The sequence below is a fragment of the Paenibacillus sp. PCH8 genome, assembly GCF_002968835.1.
GTDB lineage: Bacteria > Bacillota > Bacilli > Paenibacillales > Paenibacillaceae > Paenibacillus.
This window is the reverse complement of the sequence record NZ_PKQK01000001.1, coordinates 682,142-700,121: the sequence shown is the minus strand read 5'-3', so window position 1 is coordinate 700,121 and position 17,980 is coordinate 682,142. Positions and strand designations below refer to the sequence as shown.

The 17,980-nt window shown below is 48.7% G+C and carries 20 protein-coding genes; 18 read left to right on the top strand and 2 right to left on the bottom strand.

Annotation, left to right across the window (positions count from 1 at the left end; genetic code table 11):
• Positions 1-19 precede the first annotated feature (19 nt).
• From C0Q44_RS03005 to C0Q44_RS02930, 16 genes are read left to right on the top strand one after another with little or no spacing between them, the layout of a single operon-like run.
• Entirely contained in the window at positions 20-1,144 is a 1,125-nt protein-coding gene (locus tag C0Q44_RS03005) for a preATP grasp domain-containing protein (protein ID WP_105405999.1), read from the top strand.
• Entirely contained in the window at positions 1,084-1,407 is a 324-nt protein-coding gene (locus C0Q44_RS29805) for a hypothetical protein (RefSeq protein WP_146113417.1), read from the top strand. The genes C0Q44_RS03005 and C0Q44_RS29805 overlap by 61 nt, the downstream gene beginning before the upstream one ends.
• 6 nt (positions 1,408-1,413) lie before the next feature.
• Entirely contained in the window at positions 1,414-2,694 is a 1,281-nt protein-coding gene (lysA, locus tag C0Q44_RS02995) for a diaminopimelate decarboxylase (protein WP_258166148.1), read from the top strand.
• 18 nt (positions 2,695-2,712) lie between these two features.
• Positions 2,713-2,973: an acyl carrier protein gene (locus C0Q44_RS02990; protein ID WP_105405996.1), complete on the top strand. Its 261-nt coding sequence runs from the start codon at positions 2,713-2,715 to the stop codon at positions 2,971-2,973.
• The gene (locus C0Q44_RS02985) at positions 2,973-3,851 is read left to right on the top strand and encodes a hypothetical protein (protein ID WP_105405995.1); all 879 of its coding nucleotides are present in this window, start codon (positions 2,973-2,975) and stop codon (positions 3,849-3,851) included. Before C0Q44_RS02990 ends, C0Q44_RS02985 begins: the two co-directional genes overlap by 1 nt.
• A 20-nt stretch (positions 3,852-3,871) precedes the next feature.
• Positions 3,872-4,828 (top strand): 3-oxoacyl-[acyl-carrier-protein] synthase III C-terminal domain-containing protein, encoded by a 957-nt coding sequence (locus C0Q44_RS02980; protein ID WP_105405994.1) that lies wholly within the window; start codon positions 3,872-3,874, stop codon positions 4,826-4,828.
• 15 nt (positions 4,829-4,843) lie between these two features.
• On the top strand, positions 4,844-5,566 hold the full coding sequence (locus C0Q44_RS02975; protein ID WP_105405993.1) for a hypothetical protein: 723 nt from the start codon (positions 4,844-4,846) through the stop codon (positions 5,564-5,566).
• The gene (locus C0Q44_RS02970; protein WP_105405992.1) at positions 5,566-6,723 is read left to right on the top strand and encodes an acyl-CoA dehydrogenase family protein; all 1,158 of its coding nucleotides are present in this window, start codon (positions 5,566-5,568) and stop codon (positions 6,721-6,723) included. Before C0Q44_RS02975 ends, C0Q44_RS02970 begins: the two co-directional genes overlap by 1 nt.
• The gene (locus tag C0Q44_RS02965) at positions 6,716-7,684 is read left to right on the top strand and encodes a hypothetical protein (protein ID WP_105405991.1); all 969 of its coding nucleotides are present in this window, start codon (positions 6,716-6,718) and stop codon (positions 7,682-7,684) included. Before C0Q44_RS02970 ends, C0Q44_RS02965 begins: the two co-directional genes overlap by 8 nt.
• A 17-nt stretch (positions 7,685-7,701) precedes the next feature.
• The gene (locus C0Q44_RS02960; protein WP_105405990.1) at positions 7,702-8,103 is read left to right on the top strand and encodes a hypothetical protein; all 402 of its coding nucleotides are present in this window, start codon (positions 7,702-7,704) and stop codon (positions 8,101-8,103) included.
• Positions 8,043-9,092, top strand: coding sequence for an MATE family efflux transporter (locus C0Q44_RS02955; RefSeq protein ID WP_181150830.1), 1,050 nt, complete (start codon positions 8,043-8,045; stop codon positions 9,090-9,092). The genes C0Q44_RS02960 and C0Q44_RS02955 overlap by 61 nt, the downstream gene beginning before the upstream one ends.
• Before the next feature lie 27 nt (positions 9,093-9,119).
• Complete coding sequence (locus C0Q44_RS02950; protein WP_105405988.1) at positions 9,120-10,307, top strand: arginase family protein; 1,188 nt, start codon at positions 9,120-9,122, stop codon at positions 10,305-10,307.
• A 2-nt stretch (positions 10,308-10,309) separates the two neighbouring features.
• On the top strand, positions 10,310-11,287 hold the full coding sequence (locus tag C0Q44_RS02945) for an LpxL/LpxP family acyltransferase (RefSeq protein ID WP_105405987.1): 978 nt from the start codon (positions 10,310-10,312) through the stop codon (positions 11,285-11,287).
• 30 nt (positions 11,288-11,317) lie between these two features.
• A complete protein-coding gene (locus tag C0Q44_RS02940) occupies positions 11,318-12,631 on the top strand; it encodes a M16 family metallopeptidase (protein ID WP_105405986.1) in 1,314 nt (437 codons plus the stop codon).
• The gene (locus C0Q44_RS02935) at positions 12,624-13,847 is read left to right on the top strand and encodes a M16 family metallopeptidase (protein WP_105405985.1); all 1,224 of its coding nucleotides are present in this window, start codon (positions 12,624-12,626) and stop codon (positions 13,845-13,847) included. The genes C0Q44_RS02940 and C0Q44_RS02935 overlap by 8 nt, the downstream gene beginning before the upstream one ends.
• 28 nt (positions 13,848-13,875) lie before the next feature.
• Positions 13,876-14,664, top strand: a complete 789-nt coding sequence (locus tag C0Q44_RS02930; RefSeq protein ID WP_181150829.1) for a 4'-phosphopantetheinyl transferase family protein — start codon at positions 13,876-13,878, stop codon at positions 14,662-14,664.
• Between the two features lie 176 nt (positions 14,665-14,840).
• Here the strand turns inward: C0Q44_RS02930 and C0Q44_RS02925 are convergent, their stop codons facing one another.
• Complete coding sequence (locus C0Q44_RS02925) at positions 14,841-15,875, bottom strand: phosphotransferase family protein (protein WP_105405983.1); 1,035 nt, start codon at positions 15,873-15,875, stop codon at positions 14,841-14,843.
• 21 nt (positions 15,876-15,896) lie between these two features.
• Positions 15,897-16,871: an SMI1/KNR4 family protein gene (locus tag C0Q44_RS02920; RefSeq protein WP_105405982.1), complete on the bottom strand. Its 975-nt coding sequence runs from the start codon at positions 16,869-16,871 to the stop codon at positions 15,897-15,899.
• Positions 16,872-17,069: 198 nt separating this feature from the next.
• Between C0Q44_RS02920 and C0Q44_RS02915 the strand changes: the two genes are divergently transcribed.
• Positions 17,070-17,771 carry a MerR family transcriptional regulator gene (locus tag C0Q44_RS02915; protein WP_146113415.1) on the top strand — a complete coding sequence of 234 codons (702 nt, stop codon included), beginning with the start codon at positions 17,070-17,072 and terminating at the stop codon, positions 17,769-17,771.
• Positions 17,746-17,928 (top strand): hypothetical protein, encoded by a 183-nt coding sequence (locus C0Q44_RS02910; RefSeq protein ID WP_105405980.1) that lies wholly within the window; start codon positions 17,746-17,748, stop codon positions 17,926-17,928. Before C0Q44_RS02915 ends, C0Q44_RS02910 begins: the two co-directional genes overlap by 26 nt.
• The last annotated feature ends 52 nt before the right edge of the window (positions 17,929-17,980 follow it).

The following is a 17,980-nucleotide window of genomic DNA, read 5'->3' as shown; positions in this document are numbered from 1 at the left end:
GGAGTGGGAGGGAACGGCCATGACCACCGTGATGACGGAATTTTCGAGCAAGCTGAAGTGGGCGTTAACGGGTCAGCATGATGTTACATTGGTCTATCTGAACAATTTTGAGGTGGAGGAACATTGGAGTGAACCAGGCATTCTCAAGCTGCCCTCGCTAAGCATTGGTTCGGCTGCAGACGTCGTAAATCGGATGGAAGAACTGGGTGTTTTCCTCGCTGGAGAGAACGACATTATCCTGCTCAAAAGCCCGCCGGATCAAGGTTTCATAGCAGACGCTCAGGCTCTGGGCTTTGGTCGCTCCCGATGCATCGCTGCTGAACATAATGATCCGGCAATGAATATTACCACTACCCTTCTGCACTGCCCAAGAACCATAGACAAGCTGCGAGAACTGTCACAAGTTGCAGAATCACCTGCTTATCTGGTTCCCTTTGGTACCTCGGACCAGGAAGAGGAGCTCTCGCGTCGTACCGGGATTCCGCTGGCTGTCCCTTCATCAGACATATTTCGCAAGGTGAATGACAAGGGGTATTCCCGCCGTCTCAACATGGAGCTGGGTATTCGTCAGATTCCTGGTGTCGAATGTACAACGCTGGACGAACTTGCATCCGGTTTCGATCGGTTGAAGTCTGTACTGGCGCAGGGTGGACGCCTTGTGCTGAAAGATTCCATGGGTGTATCTGGTAAAGGAATCACGGTAATCGCAGATGAAGCCAGGTTCTACAAATGCATGAATATGCTGGAGAAGCAGGCAACGAAGAAGGGAATTCGAATGATCAATTACGTGCTTGAGCAATGGATTGATAAAATCTGTGACCTGAATTACCAGATTCTTATTGATCGATCGGGCGGGGTCGAGTTTCTTGGTGTAAAGGAATCGTTGGTAGAGCAAGGTGTGCATCAGGGGCATCTCATGCCTTCTCGACTGAACGAAGTTCAACTCGGGTCATTCGCGATGCGGCCATGCGAATTGGAGCGGCGCTGTATCGAGATGGATATTATGGTATTGCGGGAATGGATGCCATTCTGGACGAAGAAGGTACGATATGGCCTAATCTTGAGATCAATGCAAGGTTTAATATGTCTACCTATCAGACCAACATTCAACATCAATGGCTGCCTGAAGGTCAATTTGGATTAGCCAAAAAATATACACTCCGGCTCAACCACCTGCTGGAATACGGGGTACTTCGTTCCAGGCTGGGTGAGTTGATGTTCGAACCGGATCGTGGCGAGGGATTACTGATCAATAATTTTGCCACAGTCAATGCGGCATTCAGAAGTGAGGGGACCTTGTTCTCCGGGCGTCTGTATGGCGTGATTATTGCGTCCTCCCCTGAACGGCTGGGAGTGATCGACGAAGCGATAGAAGCTGTCTTATCATCCATTAATGAGGTGGTGTGAGTGTCTATGGAATATCAGATTCAGCATTTGCCTGTCTCGGACATCGCTGAGAAATTCGGGACCCCATTGTACGTATATGATGGGGATGTGTTGCAACAGGTGTATCAGGAGCTCCGGGGATTGCTTACGCCTGAGGTGGAGCTGTTCTATTCATTGAAGGCTAATCCGAATATTTCGATTGTACACATGCTGCGGGAGATGGGAGCGCAAGCAGAGGTATGTTCCCTGGCAGAATTGCATACGGCTGTACAGGCTGGAGTAGAGCCAGCAAGCATTATTTTCCTCGGGCCCGGAAAAAGGGATGACGAGATCACTGCATGCATACGTCTTGGCATATATGCGATCGTGTGCGAATCGTTTCAGGAGTTAGAGCGTATTGAGGTAATCGCTGCAAGCGAGGGGCGAATTGTACCCGTGGCGCTGAGAGTGAACCCTTCCTTTTCTGTCAAAGGCTCGAAGCTGACTATGGGTGGCAAACCACGTCAGTTTGGTATGGATGAGCAAAGTGTGCTTCAGGGGAAAGCGCAATTCGAGAGTTTCTCCCATATCGAGATCATGGGACTTCACGTGTACATGGGGACCCGCATGTTAGAAGTAGAGCCGATCGTCCAGAACACCCGTCATATTCTGGAACTCGCTGATCGAATCGAGAACGAACTGGATATCACGCTGCGCATGGTCGATGTAGGCGGGGGATTGGGCGTACCGTACCATGAAGGCGAGCATTCCTTATCCATAAGCACACTGGCAGAACAGTTGAATCCAATGTTCGAATCGTTTCGGCGCGGTCATTTGAATACACGGCTGATCATGGAACTTGGGCGATATCTGGTAGGAACCTGCGGTATGCTGGTCAGTCGAGCCCTGTACGTCAAGCAATCGTACGGAGAAAACTTCGTCGTAACAGATGGAGGGACGAACTGTCATATGGCGGCGGTGGGTACGGGCTCCTACGTGAAGCGCAACTTTCCGATTGCTTCCCTCACACGTTATGGCGAGACTCCCGTAGCCGAATACAATATAACGGGCCCCTTATGCACTCCCAACGATGTTGTTGGCAAGCGCGTTCTGCTGCCTCCTGTTGCGCGGGGCGATCTGATTGGTGTTTTTCATTCGGGAGCCTATGGTCCAACGGCTTCTCCCACACATTTTTTGAGTCACGGAAGTCCGGCTGAAGTTCTGATTGTCGGTGGGGAGGCCTACTTGATCCGTGAACGGGATACTCCGCAAGATCTGTTGGGTAAGCAACGTTTGATTCAAGTGTCCCATACAGCAATAACCAATTGATGAGGAGAGATGATGATCATGACGACGGCAGCTTTGCTTGAAGAGATCAAGAGTGCCCTGGCTGAAGTGTTGAATACAGAAGCCAGACAGGATATTCAAATGAGTACATCTTTATTTGACGAATTATACCTGGATTCGACATCGGTTCTGGAACTGTTGATGACGCTGGAAGATCGGATTGACGGTCTGGAGATTGACCCGGATGATCTGGAGCCCGATGTATTCGATACGGTAGGCTCCCTGGCTGCTTATATTGAGAAGCAGCTCATTCCAGTCTGATGGCTTCGCCTGTTGCCATTCGGGAAATGCGGGTCAGGCTGTTCTCGGAGAAGAAACCTCCACTCGATCATCCCGATCTGCTCCGCTTCCATAAGGATATGCTCGCGGGTACTCCAATCAAGTACGACGCTGGGCTTTTGAGGGATCGCAATAACAATGCCTATCACGAGATGAGTGTTGAACTGCTGGAGGAAACAGGACTTGATCAGGTGATGCAGGATGTGGATGTGCTCCTGCTGGCTTACAATTTTCCGAATAGCCGCCCGGATATATCGATTGTGAACTACTTGATGGATCGTTATCAGGCGGGCTTTATCAGTTTTGCTGTGAACGACCTTGGTTTTGGTGCTCCTTTTGCGGCCCTCCACATGCTTCAGCACTATCTGGGCAGAGAAGGGTGCACGAAGGGCATGTTACTGGTCATGGACCAGACGGCTCTCCCCTATGAAACTGAGGAACTTGATTCAACAGCTGGGCCGGATACAGCCGCGGTAATATACCTTGATCGGATAACAGGCAGAGGACCTTCCATGCTTGGTGTAGAGATGCGACATGCCGAGAATTCCATAGTGGATACTGCCGGTATGGTGCTGGATCGATTAGGCAGTGGGGCATCTATTCACGGGAGCCAGATTAGCCTGCTCATGCACCCTGATCTGGAGAAGTTGTGCAATCAAGCTGCATGGTACACCGAATGTCGATCGAAGAGCTGTTACGATCCATCGCGCTGGAGTGCAGCGCCATTCTTCGCATTACAGGAATTGCTGGAGGAAAAGGACAATGGCGAGTACATATGTCTTATGCATCTGGAGCAGGCGGATTCATTTGTTCATGCCCTGCTGATCCAGACCTGTGAATCAAGCATCATCGGACCTTAGTCACAGAAGGAGGGAGAACAATGGGGTTCGGTATTGTGGATATTGGTGTTTATCTGCCTGAACAGATTCAGCAGCCGGAAGAGGTACTTGCTGCCTTGGAGCTGGGGAAAGGCGAGCTTCAGTTTCTGCGCAAGTGTCACCATCTGGAAGGTGTGCCCGTAACGGAACCGGGCCAGATGCTTGACGATACGATCGCGCAGGCTGTGGATCGGCTCAAGACCAGACATTCCCTTTCCGAGATTGACCTTGTTCTCTATGTTCATTCCTTCCAGGTGCAGACACCGAGCGATTACAGGCTTGTGCAGCGTATCCTCTGTCGCTTCGAGCTGGAACATATCCCGTTCTATGGTATATCCCAGATGAACTGTGCATCGTCGATCGCTGCACTTCAATGGCTTGAACGGATCTCACGGACACAGCCTCGTATCCGAAATGTACTGCTTATATGTGCGGATCAATTCAACTTCTTGCCTCCCGAGTGGCGCTATCTGCGCAAATCGGCCATTCTGGGTGATTCCGCCGTAGCTGTTCTATTGAGCAGAGAAAGTCGTCAGCACGTCGTTCAGGCAACGCATGTGCTGCGGGACACTCGATTTCACACCGGTTATCACGCAACCGCGGATGAGATAACGGCTTTTAACCGATTGTATGTGGAGCATATCATTCAAGGGATGAAAGAGCTGTTGTCAACGCAAGAATTAAGTTTCGAGGATGTGAATCATATCTTTCCCCACAATGTGAACTGGACCACTTGGAAGGAGTTCTCGCGACGTACAGGAATTGGACTCGAACGGATATACCTGGATAACATTCAGCGAATCGGACATACCTTCTCCACCGATCCGTTCATTAACTTGAGTTCGGGATTGGAGAAGGATTGGGTGTGCAGGAAGGGGCGTTCCATCATGGTCAGTATCGGGCTCGGCAGTTTTTTTGGCTTTGCACTGGTAGAGCATGGGGGATGCGAAGAAGAATGAACAGGAGGAGTGGCAATGCACGTTATTGAATTCCATGGCGCAGATGCGAAGCCCGTCGGATCAAGGGCAGCAGGCCATCCGGTAGATCCGATTTCGGAGATATTGGAGGCGGCAACCTTGCTGGTCGGCAATCGTCCAGTGCTTTTGGCAGCAGGCTCATATGTCTTGGCAACAGCTCATCTTTTGGAACAAGACCCTTTGGTATGGCATGAAGAATCAGCTGGTCTCTATCATTGGGTCCAGCTGAATGCCATTCTGGTGCAAGATCGGATGCTGGAGCCTTCCGGACTGTGGTTATATCAGGTGCAACCGAATGAGGGCGAGAAGGCGGAGACATCAGGCAACAAAGTGACTTCGAATGAGCTGAGAATACGCCTGCTTGAATTCCGTGCAGAGCTGTGCAAGGCTGGCTTAGCGCAGGTTCGCAGGCATTTGTCGGGTCGAATATCGGGTGGGCAATTGACATTTCAGCATCAGCTCGTGAAAGGCATGGTCGCCGATATCCTGACAACGCTCTATATGGCAGAAACGTTGCCTGAAGACCGTTTTCTATCCGCGAATTCAGGTATTCCCACTGAACGGGTTCATGCGTGGATACATCACGAATTGGACGAGGCCTTCAGGCTGATCCAACGTCTTGGCGGCGGTTTTGGTTTCTTGAGACAAGGCGTATCTGCTTATACATATGCCGGTCAACTGGTGAAAAACGTGCTGTTGCCACGTAAGGAGGACTATTGATGATTACACCATCAACGATTGCCATTTTTGAGCATGAGATGAAACAGTATGCTGCGGAGCTTCGTCAGATCGGCCTGATCATCGACCGTGAGCCAGACCGGATTACCGAGTTTTTGCACACGTCTTCCCTGCAGGCTATCAATCATATGATGATTCCCCCGGAGTATGGCGGTCAGCCGATCGTAACCATTGGTCAGGATCGATATTATGGCCTCTCTTCTCTGGAAAGAGTCATTACGATCGAACAGTTGTCCGCAGGAGATGCGGGCGTCTTTCTGGGAGGGCCTGGTCCTTCCATGTCCAGCATCGTCATGATTGATTTGGGTGATGAGGAACAGAAGGAGCGCTTTTATAGCCATTTTCTGAAAGGTGCGGCCTGGGCTGTTTTTGCCCTGTCGGAGCCGGAAAAGGGCTCGGATGCAACGGAGATCAGCACACGTATCACGCGTCATCCAGATGGCAGCATGGAGCTAACCGGACACAAATTCTACATTGGAAACGGACACCGAGCGAGTATCGGACTGGTATTCGCCCAAACGAATCGCACACCTCTGGGCATTCAGGTCGCTATAGTTGATCCTACCCTGCCGGGTTTTACAGCAACCCCGCTGGACACGATGGGTCTTCGCGGTCTGCAACTCAGCCATCTGCAATTCGAGGCCTTCTCATTGGAGGAGAAGGATATTCTCGGTCGTCATCTAAGTCCAACCAAGCGGGGATTGTGGGGAGCGTTGCGCACATTTCACCGAATGCGTCCTAGCGTTGCGGCTTTGGCGCTTGGTGTTGCTCAGGCTGCATATGATTATGTTGTGGAACACAGGACGATCTTCACAGAACGTGAAAAGACAGAACTGGAGCGGCTGGAGATGCGTCTGCATGCGCTACGTAACATGATCCGCAATGCTGCATCAGAGATTGACTATGATGCGAATAAGGGCTATTTGGCTTCCCTTAGTAAAATACGAGCTGCAGCCGTTGCCGAGGAAGCGACGGAATGGGCACTGGAGATGATGGGACCCGGTTCCTTGCTGGAGCACCCTCTTCTGAACAAATGGTATCGTGATGCGAGGGCCTTTGAGTTCATGGAAGGCACAACATCCATTCAGAAGATTAACGTTTTTCAGGCATATGCCAACGGGAAGATGCAGAATGTCTGATTTACTTCATGATGATCGTGGCGCGCCCATCTATGTGGATCATATCTGCTGGCTTACTGCGGAGGATGATATGTACACGCTGGATTGGCCAACCCCGGATGATTATTTTAAGGTTTTGCCGCACATATACATGGAGGATCACTACTATGGTCGTGTGGGAACGTTGACCCGTTCACTTCTGGCAGATGGGAGACGCGTGACAGCTGGGGATCTTGCACTTAGGGTGCTGGAACGGATGAGTACGAAGCCGCACTGGGACTGGCTGATCCTTGCTCAGACATGCCCCGAACGTCATGCACTGAATGCTCCGCTTGCCCGAATGCTTGAAACGGCAACGTGGCAAGTCGAGCACCCACTGGGTATAACCCATATGGGTGCGCTTGCAGGTACCGAGGCCATTCAGGTTGCCCTGTGGAGTCTGTTTCCCAACGAGCGGGCTGTGATTGTGTTGGTAGAGCAACGTATTCTCCATGATGATGGACCCGTCGGATACAGTCAGCAATCCGAATCTCATGGAGATCTGGCCGACATGGCGGTTGCGCTTGAGGCGGGCCTTGGTCAAGGTGCCTTGCAGATACACTATGCGGGCAAAAGGATAATCAGGTCTGATGAACCCGCGACTTTTGCTTCCGAGGTACTCGATATAATTCGTGATCTGATGGATGACCATGCAGCCGAGCACGTCATTCTTCAGTCGAGACTGGGATGGCGTATCAGTGGCAGTTCTGTTTGGAATATTCACCCCTCCAAGTCCGTCTGCGTACCGCGCACGGATTATCAGAGCGGAGATGTATGGATACAGCTGGCCGATAAGCTAGAGCAGGGGGGAATTAAACCAGATGATCGTGTCATGTTGATCTCATGGGATGATGATCGGATGTTATCCGCTTGTTGCGTGCATGTGATGCATATGCCGATGCTCAGCAGGCTTACAATGAATCAAGAAATCAAGACTTCATGAAATGTGGAGGTGAGACCATGAAGGGCATCGATTATACGGTCGGATCGATCCATCGTTTGTTATTCCGTACGGCCATTCCGATGCTGCTCGCTTCTCTGGTTAACGTAATTACGCAACTGGCCAATGTATTTTTCATGGGTCATACGAGTCAAAGTGTACTATATGTGCTCTCGTTGTATATTCCTGTCTCATTCGTCATGATCGCTATCATTGAAGCGATGCAGTTGTCTGTCCAGGTAGCCGTGGCACGTAGTCGTGCCGGAGGTTCTCGTGCATTTACCCAGCTGTTCACTCACATGATGGGTAGTGCCATGCTGCTTGCCATTGTGACCGGGGGAATGGTCATGCTGCTGACCCCGTGCTTTCCTGGTTTTATCGGGTGCCTGACGAGATTGGACCCATGTTTACATTGTACGTAGGGGGCATGATGGCAGTGAGCTTACCTGCCGTCCTGGCGGCAGTAAGTAGCGCGGCGCTACGAGGACTGGGTCGGGCACAGGCTGCTTCATGGAACTCCGTAGGCATGGCCACGCTGAACATTGCGCTCGTATATACGTTTGTGTCGGTCTTCGGGCTGGACTTGAAAGGCATTATCTACGCCAACCTGATCACGTCAATCTTATCCTTGGCCATCTCCCTGCTGATTCTGTTCATTCGTCAGGAAATGATCTTTGAACGTTTTGCTTTTGCGAAGAAGCATTTTACTGCCCTCAGGCATGTCGGTATTCCTGTATTTATCTCGTACTGCATGATTTTTCTGAGTACATTTTTTTTCAATAAAATTGTCAGTCATTTTGGCGAAGGAGCGGTTGCCGGGTTTGGCGTCGGTTATCGAATTCAGACCATGGCGATTCTGCCGGGCATTGTGATTGGTTCAGCCATTGGTATTATCATCAATCATAATTTGCAGGCACCTCATCGGCCAAGAGCTTATGCAAGCTATCGTCAGGGTCTGTTGCAGTCCTTTGCTCTGTACGCAATGATTGCCGTTGCCGTCTGGATCTGGCGAGATCCGCTGATATCATTCCTGATCGAAGACGCGGCAACCCGAGCTGAAGCAGCGCGGTATCTGTCCATTGTTGCACTTTCTTATATTGGCATGGGACCTATGATGACCACCCTGCTGACCATGGAACAGAGCGGGCGCGGATATCAGGCCATACTCCTGAATGCGGTGTACTTTCTAATTATTATCGCACTTGGCTGGGCATTGACTCGGGCCTTTAATCAGGTCATCTATTTCTATGGAGTCATCGCGGGAATGAATGTTGTCGGCATGTCGTTCTTTCTGCCTTTCATGCGAATGTTGAGGAAGGAATACAAGGAACCGTCTGTACTTGAGGGTGAGGGCATCACTACAGAGGAAGAAGGGACGTTGTCCAACCAGGGATATTCCACACAGGCTTGACCTTATCTACATACAGGAGGAAATGGTATGAAAACATCAGAACCTGCTTATCTGATACGTCGAATTGCAGATGCGTGGATTGCTGCCGATGAAACGTTCAGCCAGTTTTATGAGCTGGAACCTGCGAAAGAGCTGGAGCCACAACGTCCCCCGGATTTGCCGGGGGTTGAACCCGTGCAAGCGCCTTTTTTTTTGTATGAGCCTCTCATCGGTCATCAGGCCCCCCAACTCGGTATCTTGGGTATTCCCTATTCCGGTGGGACAAGCATGTTCGATTCTTCCGTTGCCGGACTCGCCCATGCGTTACGTGCAGAATCGTGGAAAAAGGTCTTATATCCGTCGTTGAAAGAATCCGGGAATTCCAGCCTGTATGATATCGGAAGTGGGAGACGATTGCTGGAGACGGTAGCCATGCAGGATTGGGGTACTTGCCTTATGGATGAAGCGAATGCGGATACAGATAGAGACATTCCCTATAAAAGAGGGCTTGGGGCCGCATTGAATCATGCGTTGGATCAACAGGCGCTACTATGCTGCATTGGCGGAGATCATTCCATTACGCATGCCGTGCTCCAAATGATGCCAAAGTCTCCTGATCGTCGAAGGGTCCTGGTCCAATTCGATGCTCACCATGATTGTGGCATCGATGCTATCCATCAGGAGCATCCTAGTCACTCCAATTTTGTGAGACATCTGCTGGAGGAAGGGACGGTTGCTGCTGTTGTTCAGATCGGACTGCGTGGTCTTCGCTCAGCAGATCAAATGTACAGTCATCCGGGCTTGATCCAGATATCGGCAGAACATATGACACCTGAGAGGGTCAGCCAGGTTCTGAACGAGGTGAGGCTGAGGTATGATGCCGACTCGGCTTATTTGACCTTTGATCTGGATTCCCTGGATCCTGGAAGTTTCCCCTATGTCGATTTTCCAATTGCTGCAGGGCCAACGTGGCAGAACATTCGAGACTGTGTTATCGCAGCGTTGGAAGTTCCAATCTGTTATCAGGGAATGGATATGGTAGAAGGGCAGGGTGTGCCATCGGATCAGCATATTCCTGGACAATATGAGCTGGCGCTTCGGATGTGGGTCTACATGATGGATGGTATCGACAGGAATCGTCGGCGCTTTGAATTGTCGGCCTGTACGGATGCAGCCAGGGAGGGAATACTGTCCGGCGCAGGTGCGTCTATGAAATTAGACTTGAAGGAGGTGTGAGAATGAATGATTTTCATACATTATATACGCGATATCGGGAGCAAGTCAGGGAGGAGTTATATAGGGATAAGACGGGTGGCATTCAATTGGGATTCTTCTATGCATTAATGAATATTGTCAAAGAGCTTGCACCTCTTCAGCTGGAATCGTCACCAGAGTCAATCTGGATGGATTATCTGGCCTTTTTGCGGACCATTGACGAACACAAGAAAAATCCGTACTCCTTTATGGACTGGGATGAAGTTGAGGGACTGGAACATCTGCAAACCACGTTGCAGGAAGGTGGGGCTTTGTTGAGCTGGCATTATGGATTCCTCAGACATAACATGATCACCATTGGACAGCAGATTCGAGCAGGGCACATGAAGGCGGGGTTACCCTTCTATCTGGTGTCCGAAAAAGGAGCCTTAGAGCAGGAACAGAAGCTTTCGTCCTGGAACACCCTTAGGCAGTTCTCAGGGGCTGATCTGCTTAATGCCGAGGATGAGATGATTGGCATACGGTTATATTCTCATTTGCGGAAGGGGGGTTCATTCAACCTTTTCATAGATGGACAGACGGGATTCAATACGGATAATCGTGCAGTAGAGCTACCATTTCTTAGTTCACGCATTCGGACGAGGAGCGGTATTTTTCGTATTTTGGCCAAGACCCGTAAGCCCGTATGTCTCTATTTCATGACGTTGACTGAAGATTTCCGTTCGAAAATTGTCTTCCTGCCGCCTTTTACATTAGAAGAGGATATTCAGGAGTCAGCAGGTCGTGTATATGAGCCATTTCGCAATCAGTTGCTGAAGCAGCCTGCACTATGGAGATTCTGGGATCGTCATCATCAGCAGGTGATTCACTGGAAAGAGGATGAGCCTGTTGAGCAGTCACCTGAAGCTGAGAGCCGGGTCGATTGGTTCTCCAAGCCGCTGGAGGGATTCGGTCAGCTGGGACTGAATACTGCGAATGGCATGGTCTACAATTTGAGTTAACTGTCTTTATCAGAAGAGGGGGAGGCAAGGATGCAGTCTTTCATTACAGAGCAGTGCAATCATCTATCGGTCCATGCGATGCCAACGCGCAAATATGTAAACCGCTATCTGCATCTCGGCATCGTTAACGAACAGGGTAGAATCCCTCCCGTGGTGTTTGCAGTCATTGTGCAACTCTTGTTCAAGGTGAGTTCAGGTACGGCAGGTAATGGACAGCTACAGCAGCATCTATGGTCCATGTATGCAGATGAGATCAGATGCGAATTGGAGCATAAGGGGGAGACTCAGCTTGCCTCTATCCGGTTGCATCTCCCCGCAGATGTGCTGCCCCGGGCGGAGGCGCGGACGCACGACGCACTGAAGCTGCTCGCTGAAATGTTGTTCGGATTGGGTGATAAGGGCGGATTTGATTTCAATGAAGCACAGATCCAGGAGGAAATTACCTGGGCAGAACATCATGCTGGCTATGATGTTTCGGAATGGGATAAGGTGGTGCGAGGACGCTGTCTGGAGTGGATGGGATATGCAGGACGAGCCAGAAATGATGAACTGGAGCAGTTACATCGTAGTGTGCGTGATGGTGAACTGCAACAATGGTACAGGGAGGTGCTTCGCTGCCCGCTTCATATTCATGTGATCGGTGATTTTCAGCCTGATGTGATGATAGCACAGGTCATGAATATTTTTTTGCCTTCGGTTGTCAAGGCTGAGGAGGGAGTGATTCCACCTGTAATGGGGAATGATCGGCCTGCTGAACACCGGGAGGAAGGCGAGATGATGCTTGAACTGATGGATGTTCAGCAATGCAAGATCAATGTGGCCTTCACTACCGGGGTGACGTATACATCGTCAGACTACCCTGCGTTGTTTCTCTTTCATTCCCTGTATGGCGCAACGCCTGCTTCCAGGCTTCAATATGAGCTTCGTGAACGAAAACAATGGGTATACCAGATCTACAGCACGCTGGATGATTATCGGGGAACGCTTCATGTGACGACGGGAACAAGCAGTGGATATGTGACAGACGTTCTTGAAGCAATTGATGCGGAGTGGCTAAGGATATGTAGCGGAGACATCACGGAAGCGGAGCTGAATAGAGCTATTCAGAATGTGATGCATTATGTGCAAGTGGGTTACGACCTGCCTGAGCAAGTCGTAACCCTTCATATGGATCGATTGCTCAACCATGTACAGATGACCACTCCGCAATTCCTGGAAGCCATATCGGGTGTTACTTCGGAACATGTGGCGGAGGTAGCCTCTGGAATGAAAAAGGCCGTAACCTGGATTATGTATCCAGAGAGTGAATATTCGGTATCCGTGCAGGAGGTGAATCATGAATAGCATTGTGAATATCGCTCCTGTACGCAGGCGCTTGTCCAATGGTCTGTCGGTTCACATTTTTCCCGAGGCCGATTTCCATCATACTTTTATATCGTGGTCCGTGCCTTATGGCTCAATTCATGATGTAGCACTACCCGGGAGGGCACATTTTCTGGAACATATGATGTTCTACAATCCGGATAAGCAGCCCATCAAGTCACTATTTCATGCTCAGGGAGCTTCGACATCTGCATTGACACGATACGATGTAACGACATATCAAATGGCCTGCACAGGCGATTTGAAGCAAAGTATAGATTTGTTCACTCGGATGCTGGCTGTGCCCTATTTCACATCGGGTCATATTGAACAGGAACGGGCTGCCATTCATCAGGAACTATCCATATATGCAGACCAGCCCTCCTGGAAAGCCTTGCAACAGTTAACTCAGATGATGTATGGCAGTAATCATCCGATCACGATGGATGTTGCAGGCACACCGGACAGTCTGTACCAAATATCACCGGATGAGCTGAATCATGCCTACAACACTCGGTATGCCACGGGGAACATGTCAGTGGCAGTGGCTGGTCCAGTTGAAGCGGAGGTTATTGCTGATATGCTGGAACGATTTCCTGCAATGGAATCACGGCACGCATCTTACATACCAACGGTTACACCCCACCCACTGGGCAAGGATTCCGACAAGCAATATCTGGAGATTGAATCTGGAATGTCGTTGCCACTTGTAAGGTTTGGGTTTCGTGCCGAAGAGGGGATGCAGTTAAGGGATCAAATGGCTTGCATGATCGGTATTGAAGCCTTGTTGGGCGAAACCTCCGATTTCCATACCGATTGCATAGAATCAGGGCTGCTTCACAAGGGCGCAGAATGGGACCACTACTATCGTAAGGAATTTGCGTTTGCGAACGCTTGTGGTTATTCAGCAGATCCCGCTTCTTTATATAATCGGGTGGAGGAAAAGTGTGAAGGGATTCAGGAAGGAACGTTAATTCTATCCAATCTGGACTATGCACGGATGAGAAGGTTAAGTAAGTATTATACAGACGTGGATTCGTTAAAAAAGCGATGCATGCACATCTCTGAACATGATGTGATCGGACTGGATTATATGCAGATCGGTTCAATCCTACTTAGCTTGACAGAGGAAGAGATTTTATGTGGTTTAAAAAAAATTGCAACGTCTGCCCGTCTGCGGATGGTTGTTATACGATAGCATGCAAGCCGCGCAGGAAGGAGGGCTTATGGATTCCAATACCCGAATAATCAGCAGACTTCTGACAATCAGGGAACAAGGGAATGAAGCGTTCACAGCAACGGCCGGGGCACCAGAGATTCATATATGGACACAGGGCTTGCCCATAATGGAGGAGCAACTTCAGACGATGGATACTGCGGATTCCAGTGCCCTGAGTTCAGATGAATATAAGCGCTTGGTCAGAATGAAGAAAACTTCACGGCTTGTGGCTCATTGCTGGATGGTATCAAGGATTTTCCTGCGAAGGGTGCTGGCAGAGTACGTGCAGCTTCATGCAAGAGATATTCATTTTCAGTACGGTACCGCCGGGAAGCCTTATCTCCCAGGCGGTCCGCAATTTAGTCTTTCACACACGAAAGGACTCTGTATGCTGGCGGTTACATCTACTAACAATGAACTTGGTGTGGACGTGGAATGGATGCGGCCGTTAGTGCGGGAGCAAGCCGTTGTCCAACGTTTCCTCACAGAAGAAGAGCAGGATTATCTCCTGGAAGGCCTGCGTTCAGGGGATGATACTTCTATCCTGTTGTGGAAAGTCCTCACAGGAAAGGAGGCCTGGATCAAAGCTTCTGGTCAATCCTTATGTGGACAGTGGAGAAAATTAAATACAGTACAAGTGATGCGGAATCATGGACAATTGCTAGAATGGGCTGGACAGAATTATGTAATGCAATCCCTGAATATAGGCAAGGGTTACTCCGCATCATTATGTATGGCAGGGGCGGAAAGAGTGACTGTACGTTGGATGAATACAACAGAGAATGAGATATATTAAGCAAAAATGGAGAGTAAAGCTTACATATCTATTGTGCAAATAACAGAATTAACTGAATCCATTTCATAATACCTTTAGCTGCTATATCTTGATATGAAGAAACCGTCAGAGATCATCATGATCTCTAACGGTTTTTCTTCTGAATGCGCTCGGTTGTTGAGTCAGTGTATACCGAACTAATCCAGTAAGGAGAGAACCGAGTCCATATACTGTTCTGCCCATTGTGCAAAAGGTAGTTCTGCTGCCCAAGTCACTTGTCCTGTCGCTTTCGCCTCACCCCACCACAAGATGCGCTGATAGAGCAAGTGCACGCGGAGATGTGCACGGAAATGCTGGTATTTCTCCACATCTGCTGCACAGACTAGATCCCGATAGCAGCGAAGGAACTGCGCAGCAAGATCTGGTTGACCCTCACGTATATATCTGGCAGACATTTTGGTCAGATCGGCTGTGCCATCTCCGAAATAGGAGGTTGTGAAATCGAACAAACCACTAATCTGCCACCGTGAAGATGGACTATCCCCTTTTTGAATCAGAACATTCTCGACTTTGAAGTCACCCATGACGAATCCGGGAACAACTTTGGACTGGAACGCCGGTTCAGCTTGCTTTAATTGCTCATCCACCCAATGTATATCTTCATCCGTAATGACCGAGTACTGTTCTGCATCGTGTAACCAGTGACGGATGGTTCCGTATAACCAGTCCAGATAATTCCCGGCAAAGGAAACAATCTGTTTCGCTACTGAATCGTATTCCCCCGTATCAGGCACTTTCCAGCGGTGCAGGTCAGCCAAAGCATGGGCAAGCATGCAAGCGATCTCTTCCTGATCTTGTGAGGTCAATGAACTCTGAAAGGATGGATCATACAGGTGATCCCCGGGCAAGCGTGGCATTATGGCATAACTCCAGCCCAGAAGAGCGGTGTCTTTATGTAACCAATAGGGGTCAGGGACAGGAATGGAAGTGTGTTTCGCCAGTTGTTCTACGAAGAACTTTTCTTCCTCTAGCTGTCCTGGATATATCGGATTACCTTTCAGAATATACTCTCCGTGAGAAGAACGAATGAGCAGTGTCTGACCCATAACGCCTTTATTCGTTCGTTGATAATCTTCGAGGGTTCCCAGGTGGAACTCATTCAACGCCTCTTGCAATGCAGACGCTGCCACATCGCCAAGCTGATTGGAACCAAAATATATACGGGTTGTCATACGGCGCGACCCTCCTGGGTTTTAGTCCTCATCCTCTTCATTAGACAGGTCATATGTGTCTTCATCGACCAATCCACGGATGAAAGCTTCAAAATTTGGTGCAAGATATGTAATCTCATAATCACGTTCCTGATCCACATGAACTACACAGGGCTCACCTTCAGGACCGCAGAATCGATAATCCAGCATAACGACATCATGACCTGCAGATGGACAATCACAGATGACGATCCCCAGATCAGGATAACCCCATTCCTCGATCATGAAGCGGCTTCCCAGCTCTCCACCGAGCGCATATATTTTATCGTGTCCGATCCCCATAATGCTTGAGATGGCAATATGATCTTCAGCCCAGGAAGTTGCTTCTGCGGTCGGGAATTCAGTAAGCGTGGGGATGCCACCGTTTTGGGTATTCATTAGCTGAATATAGGAAGCGGGCAGCTTGTACCCCAATTCGTGTTCAATGGACACAATCTCTGCTTCGTCAAAAGGTTTCGATACATGATTTTCCTGTGCATAATCGCTCTGTTTCCAGAACGTTGCAGGGGAATAAGTTCCTGATGTCGCTCGTAGCTGGTTCAGTGTACCGCTCTGCTTCCATTCTGTGATTTTCTCTTCGTGGCGTTGACGATCGTGCCGCATCTTCTCCGCTTTGGGACGAATCTGACGAAGGAATTCAAGGGTGGATTCATCATGGGGTAGAAGTTCGTCCGCTCTCTCAAAAGCTAAAAGCGCTTGTTCATAGTTGGCGGTATAACAGTAGGCGTATCCCAAGCGATATTGCCAGAGCGGGTCAGATGCCCCTTGTTGATGAACAGAAAGCAATTGCTCAACAGCTTCACGGTAACGTTCCATATTATTGTAAGCTCTGGCGAGTTGCCCGATGAGATTATAGTCCCGCTCAGAAACCGGTATATCGTCAATGCGTTCAATTATAAGCCCGAATTCGTCCTGCTCATGCCACAAGTTGAGTTGTTCCAGCAGATCTCTTTGCATTAAATAGTCCTCATTTCCGTAGGGGGAATGTGAATCTCTTCAATTATATAATAAGTATGTGTTGGTTGGAGAATGTATAAATCAACATCTTCGTAGCATACTGTTTAAGTATGTTTAAGTTGAGTTTGAGTTTGTTTAAGTAATTTATTGAAAGTTAAACTTTACTAGCCTATACTAGGAGTGTGAGGTGAGATGTGTATGGGAATCACGAGAGTTGAAAAAAATATTTTTAGTCAGAACACGGATGAGATTGCTTCTGAGTTGGTCCAGAGCTTGAGCAAAATGGATAATAGTATTTTATTATTCAAAGTCCTGGCGTTTGCAGTCAAAAATAATGCTGAATTTGTTCGTGGCTTGGATGAATCTATATTTGAAAATACGGATATCTTTAGAGAAAATTATGTTACTCTTCTTAAACATGCATTAAATCAAGCAGTCGATGCTCCACAAGGTAATACAGACACTGATGTTCCTTCTATTGCTGCAATAAAGTCTTACACCCCTAAAGAGTTATCTATATTTTTTGGAGTAAGTATTACGACTATCTTCAACTGGATTGATCAAGGGCGTTTTATAGGGGTTCAAAGAGCCGGGGCCAACAAACATAATCTCATTCCAGATGATACTACATATGTGTATGGATCAGGTAAGAGAACGACAATTAAAGACATTGTTACTTTGTGGAGACAGGAGGAGGCTGTACACGATTCAACATTAGAAATCAGTGACCTTGATTATCATACTGGACAAATTGCCTTATATGAAGATAAATATAAAGGGGAATTCGAACGTACACTCGGAACTACATTGAATTTGACACCTGAAGAAGAAACCGATGCACAAGTTTGGAAACACCATTTGGGGAGGCAACATCTTGGCTTTAAAGATACCGAAAAGTAATTTTCGTTTTATTGAGAATGATTTTTCAGATATTATTATGGAGATTCGAGATGGTGCAAATGGTCTTCCGAACAGCGCTAGAACAATTCGTAAGACCATCGTGTTTACGGATTTATCGAAGATGTACTGTGTAGAGGACATACGACAAGTGAAGTAAGATTGAAAAACGAAAATTTTCAAGAATTATACACTATTCTTGAGTTTATTAG

Coding starts and splice junctions, on each gene's coding strand:
- C0Q44_RS02935 (WP_105405985.1), top strand. CDS start 12,624: ATGAATAGCATTGTGAATATCGCTCCTGTACGCAGGCGCTTGTCCAAT.
- C0Q44_RS02945 (WP_105405987.1), top strand. CDS start 10,310: ATGAATGATTTTCATACATTATATACGCGATATCGGGAGCAAGTCAGG.
- C0Q44_RS02950 (WP_105405988.1), top strand. CDS start 9,120: ATGAAAACATCAGAACCTGCTTATCTGATACGTCGAATTGCAGATGCG.
- C0Q44_RS02920 (WP_105405982.1), bottom strand. CDS start 16,871: ATGCAAAGAGATCTGCTGGAACAACTCAACTTGTGGCATGAGCAGGAC.
- lysA (WP_258166148.1), top strand. CDS start 1,414: ATGGAATATCAGATTCAGCATTTGCCTGTCTCGGACATCGCTGAGAAA.
- C0Q44_RS02985 (WP_105405995.1), top strand. CDS start 2,973: ATGGCTTCGCCTGTTGCCATTCGGGAAATGCGGGTCAGGCTGTTCTCG.
- C0Q44_RS02925 (WP_105405983.1), bottom strand. CDS start 15,875: ATGACAACCCGTATATATTTTGGTTCCAATCAGCTTGGCGATGTGGCA.
- C0Q44_RS02930 (WP_181150829.1), top strand. CDS start 13,876: ATGGATTCCAATACCCGAATAATCAGCAGACTTCTGACAATCAGGGAA.
- C0Q44_RS02990 (WP_105405996.1), top strand. CDS start 2,713: ATGACGACGGCAGCTTTGCTTGAAGAGATCAAGAGTGCCCTGGCTGAA.
- C0Q44_RS02980 (WP_105405994.1), top strand. CDS start 3,872: ATGGGGTTCGGTATTGTGGATATTGGTGTTTATCTGCCTGAACAGATT.
- C0Q44_RS29805 (WP_146113417.1), top strand. CDS start 1,084: ATGTCTACCTATCAGACCAACATTCAACATCAATGGCTGCCTGAAGGT.
- C0Q44_RS02965 (WP_105405991.1), top strand. CDS start 6,716: ATGTCTGATTTACTTCATGATGATCGTGGCGCGCCCATCTATGTGGAT.
- C0Q44_RS02960 (WP_105405990.1), top strand. CDS start 7,702: ATGAAGGGCATCGATTATACGGTCGGATCGATCCATCGTTTGTTATTC.
- C0Q44_RS02915 (WP_146113415.1), top strand. CDS start 17,070: ATGGGAATCACGAGAGTTGAAAAAAATATTTTTAGTCAGAACACGGAT.
- C0Q44_RS02975 (WP_105405993.1), top strand. CDS start 4,844: ATGCACGTTATTGAATTCCATGGCGCAGATGCGAAGCCCGTCGGATCA.
- C0Q44_RS02940 (WP_105405986.1), top strand. CDS start 11,318: ATGCAGTCTTTCATTACAGAGCAGTGCAATCATCTATCGGTCCATGCG.
- C0Q44_RS02970 (WP_105405992.1), top strand. CDS start 5,566: ATGATTACACCATCAACGATTGCCATTTTTGAGCATGAGATGAAACAG.
- C0Q44_RS03005 (WP_105405999.1), top strand. CDS start 20: ATGACCACCGTGATGACGGAATTTTCGAGCAAGCTGAAGTGGGCGTTA.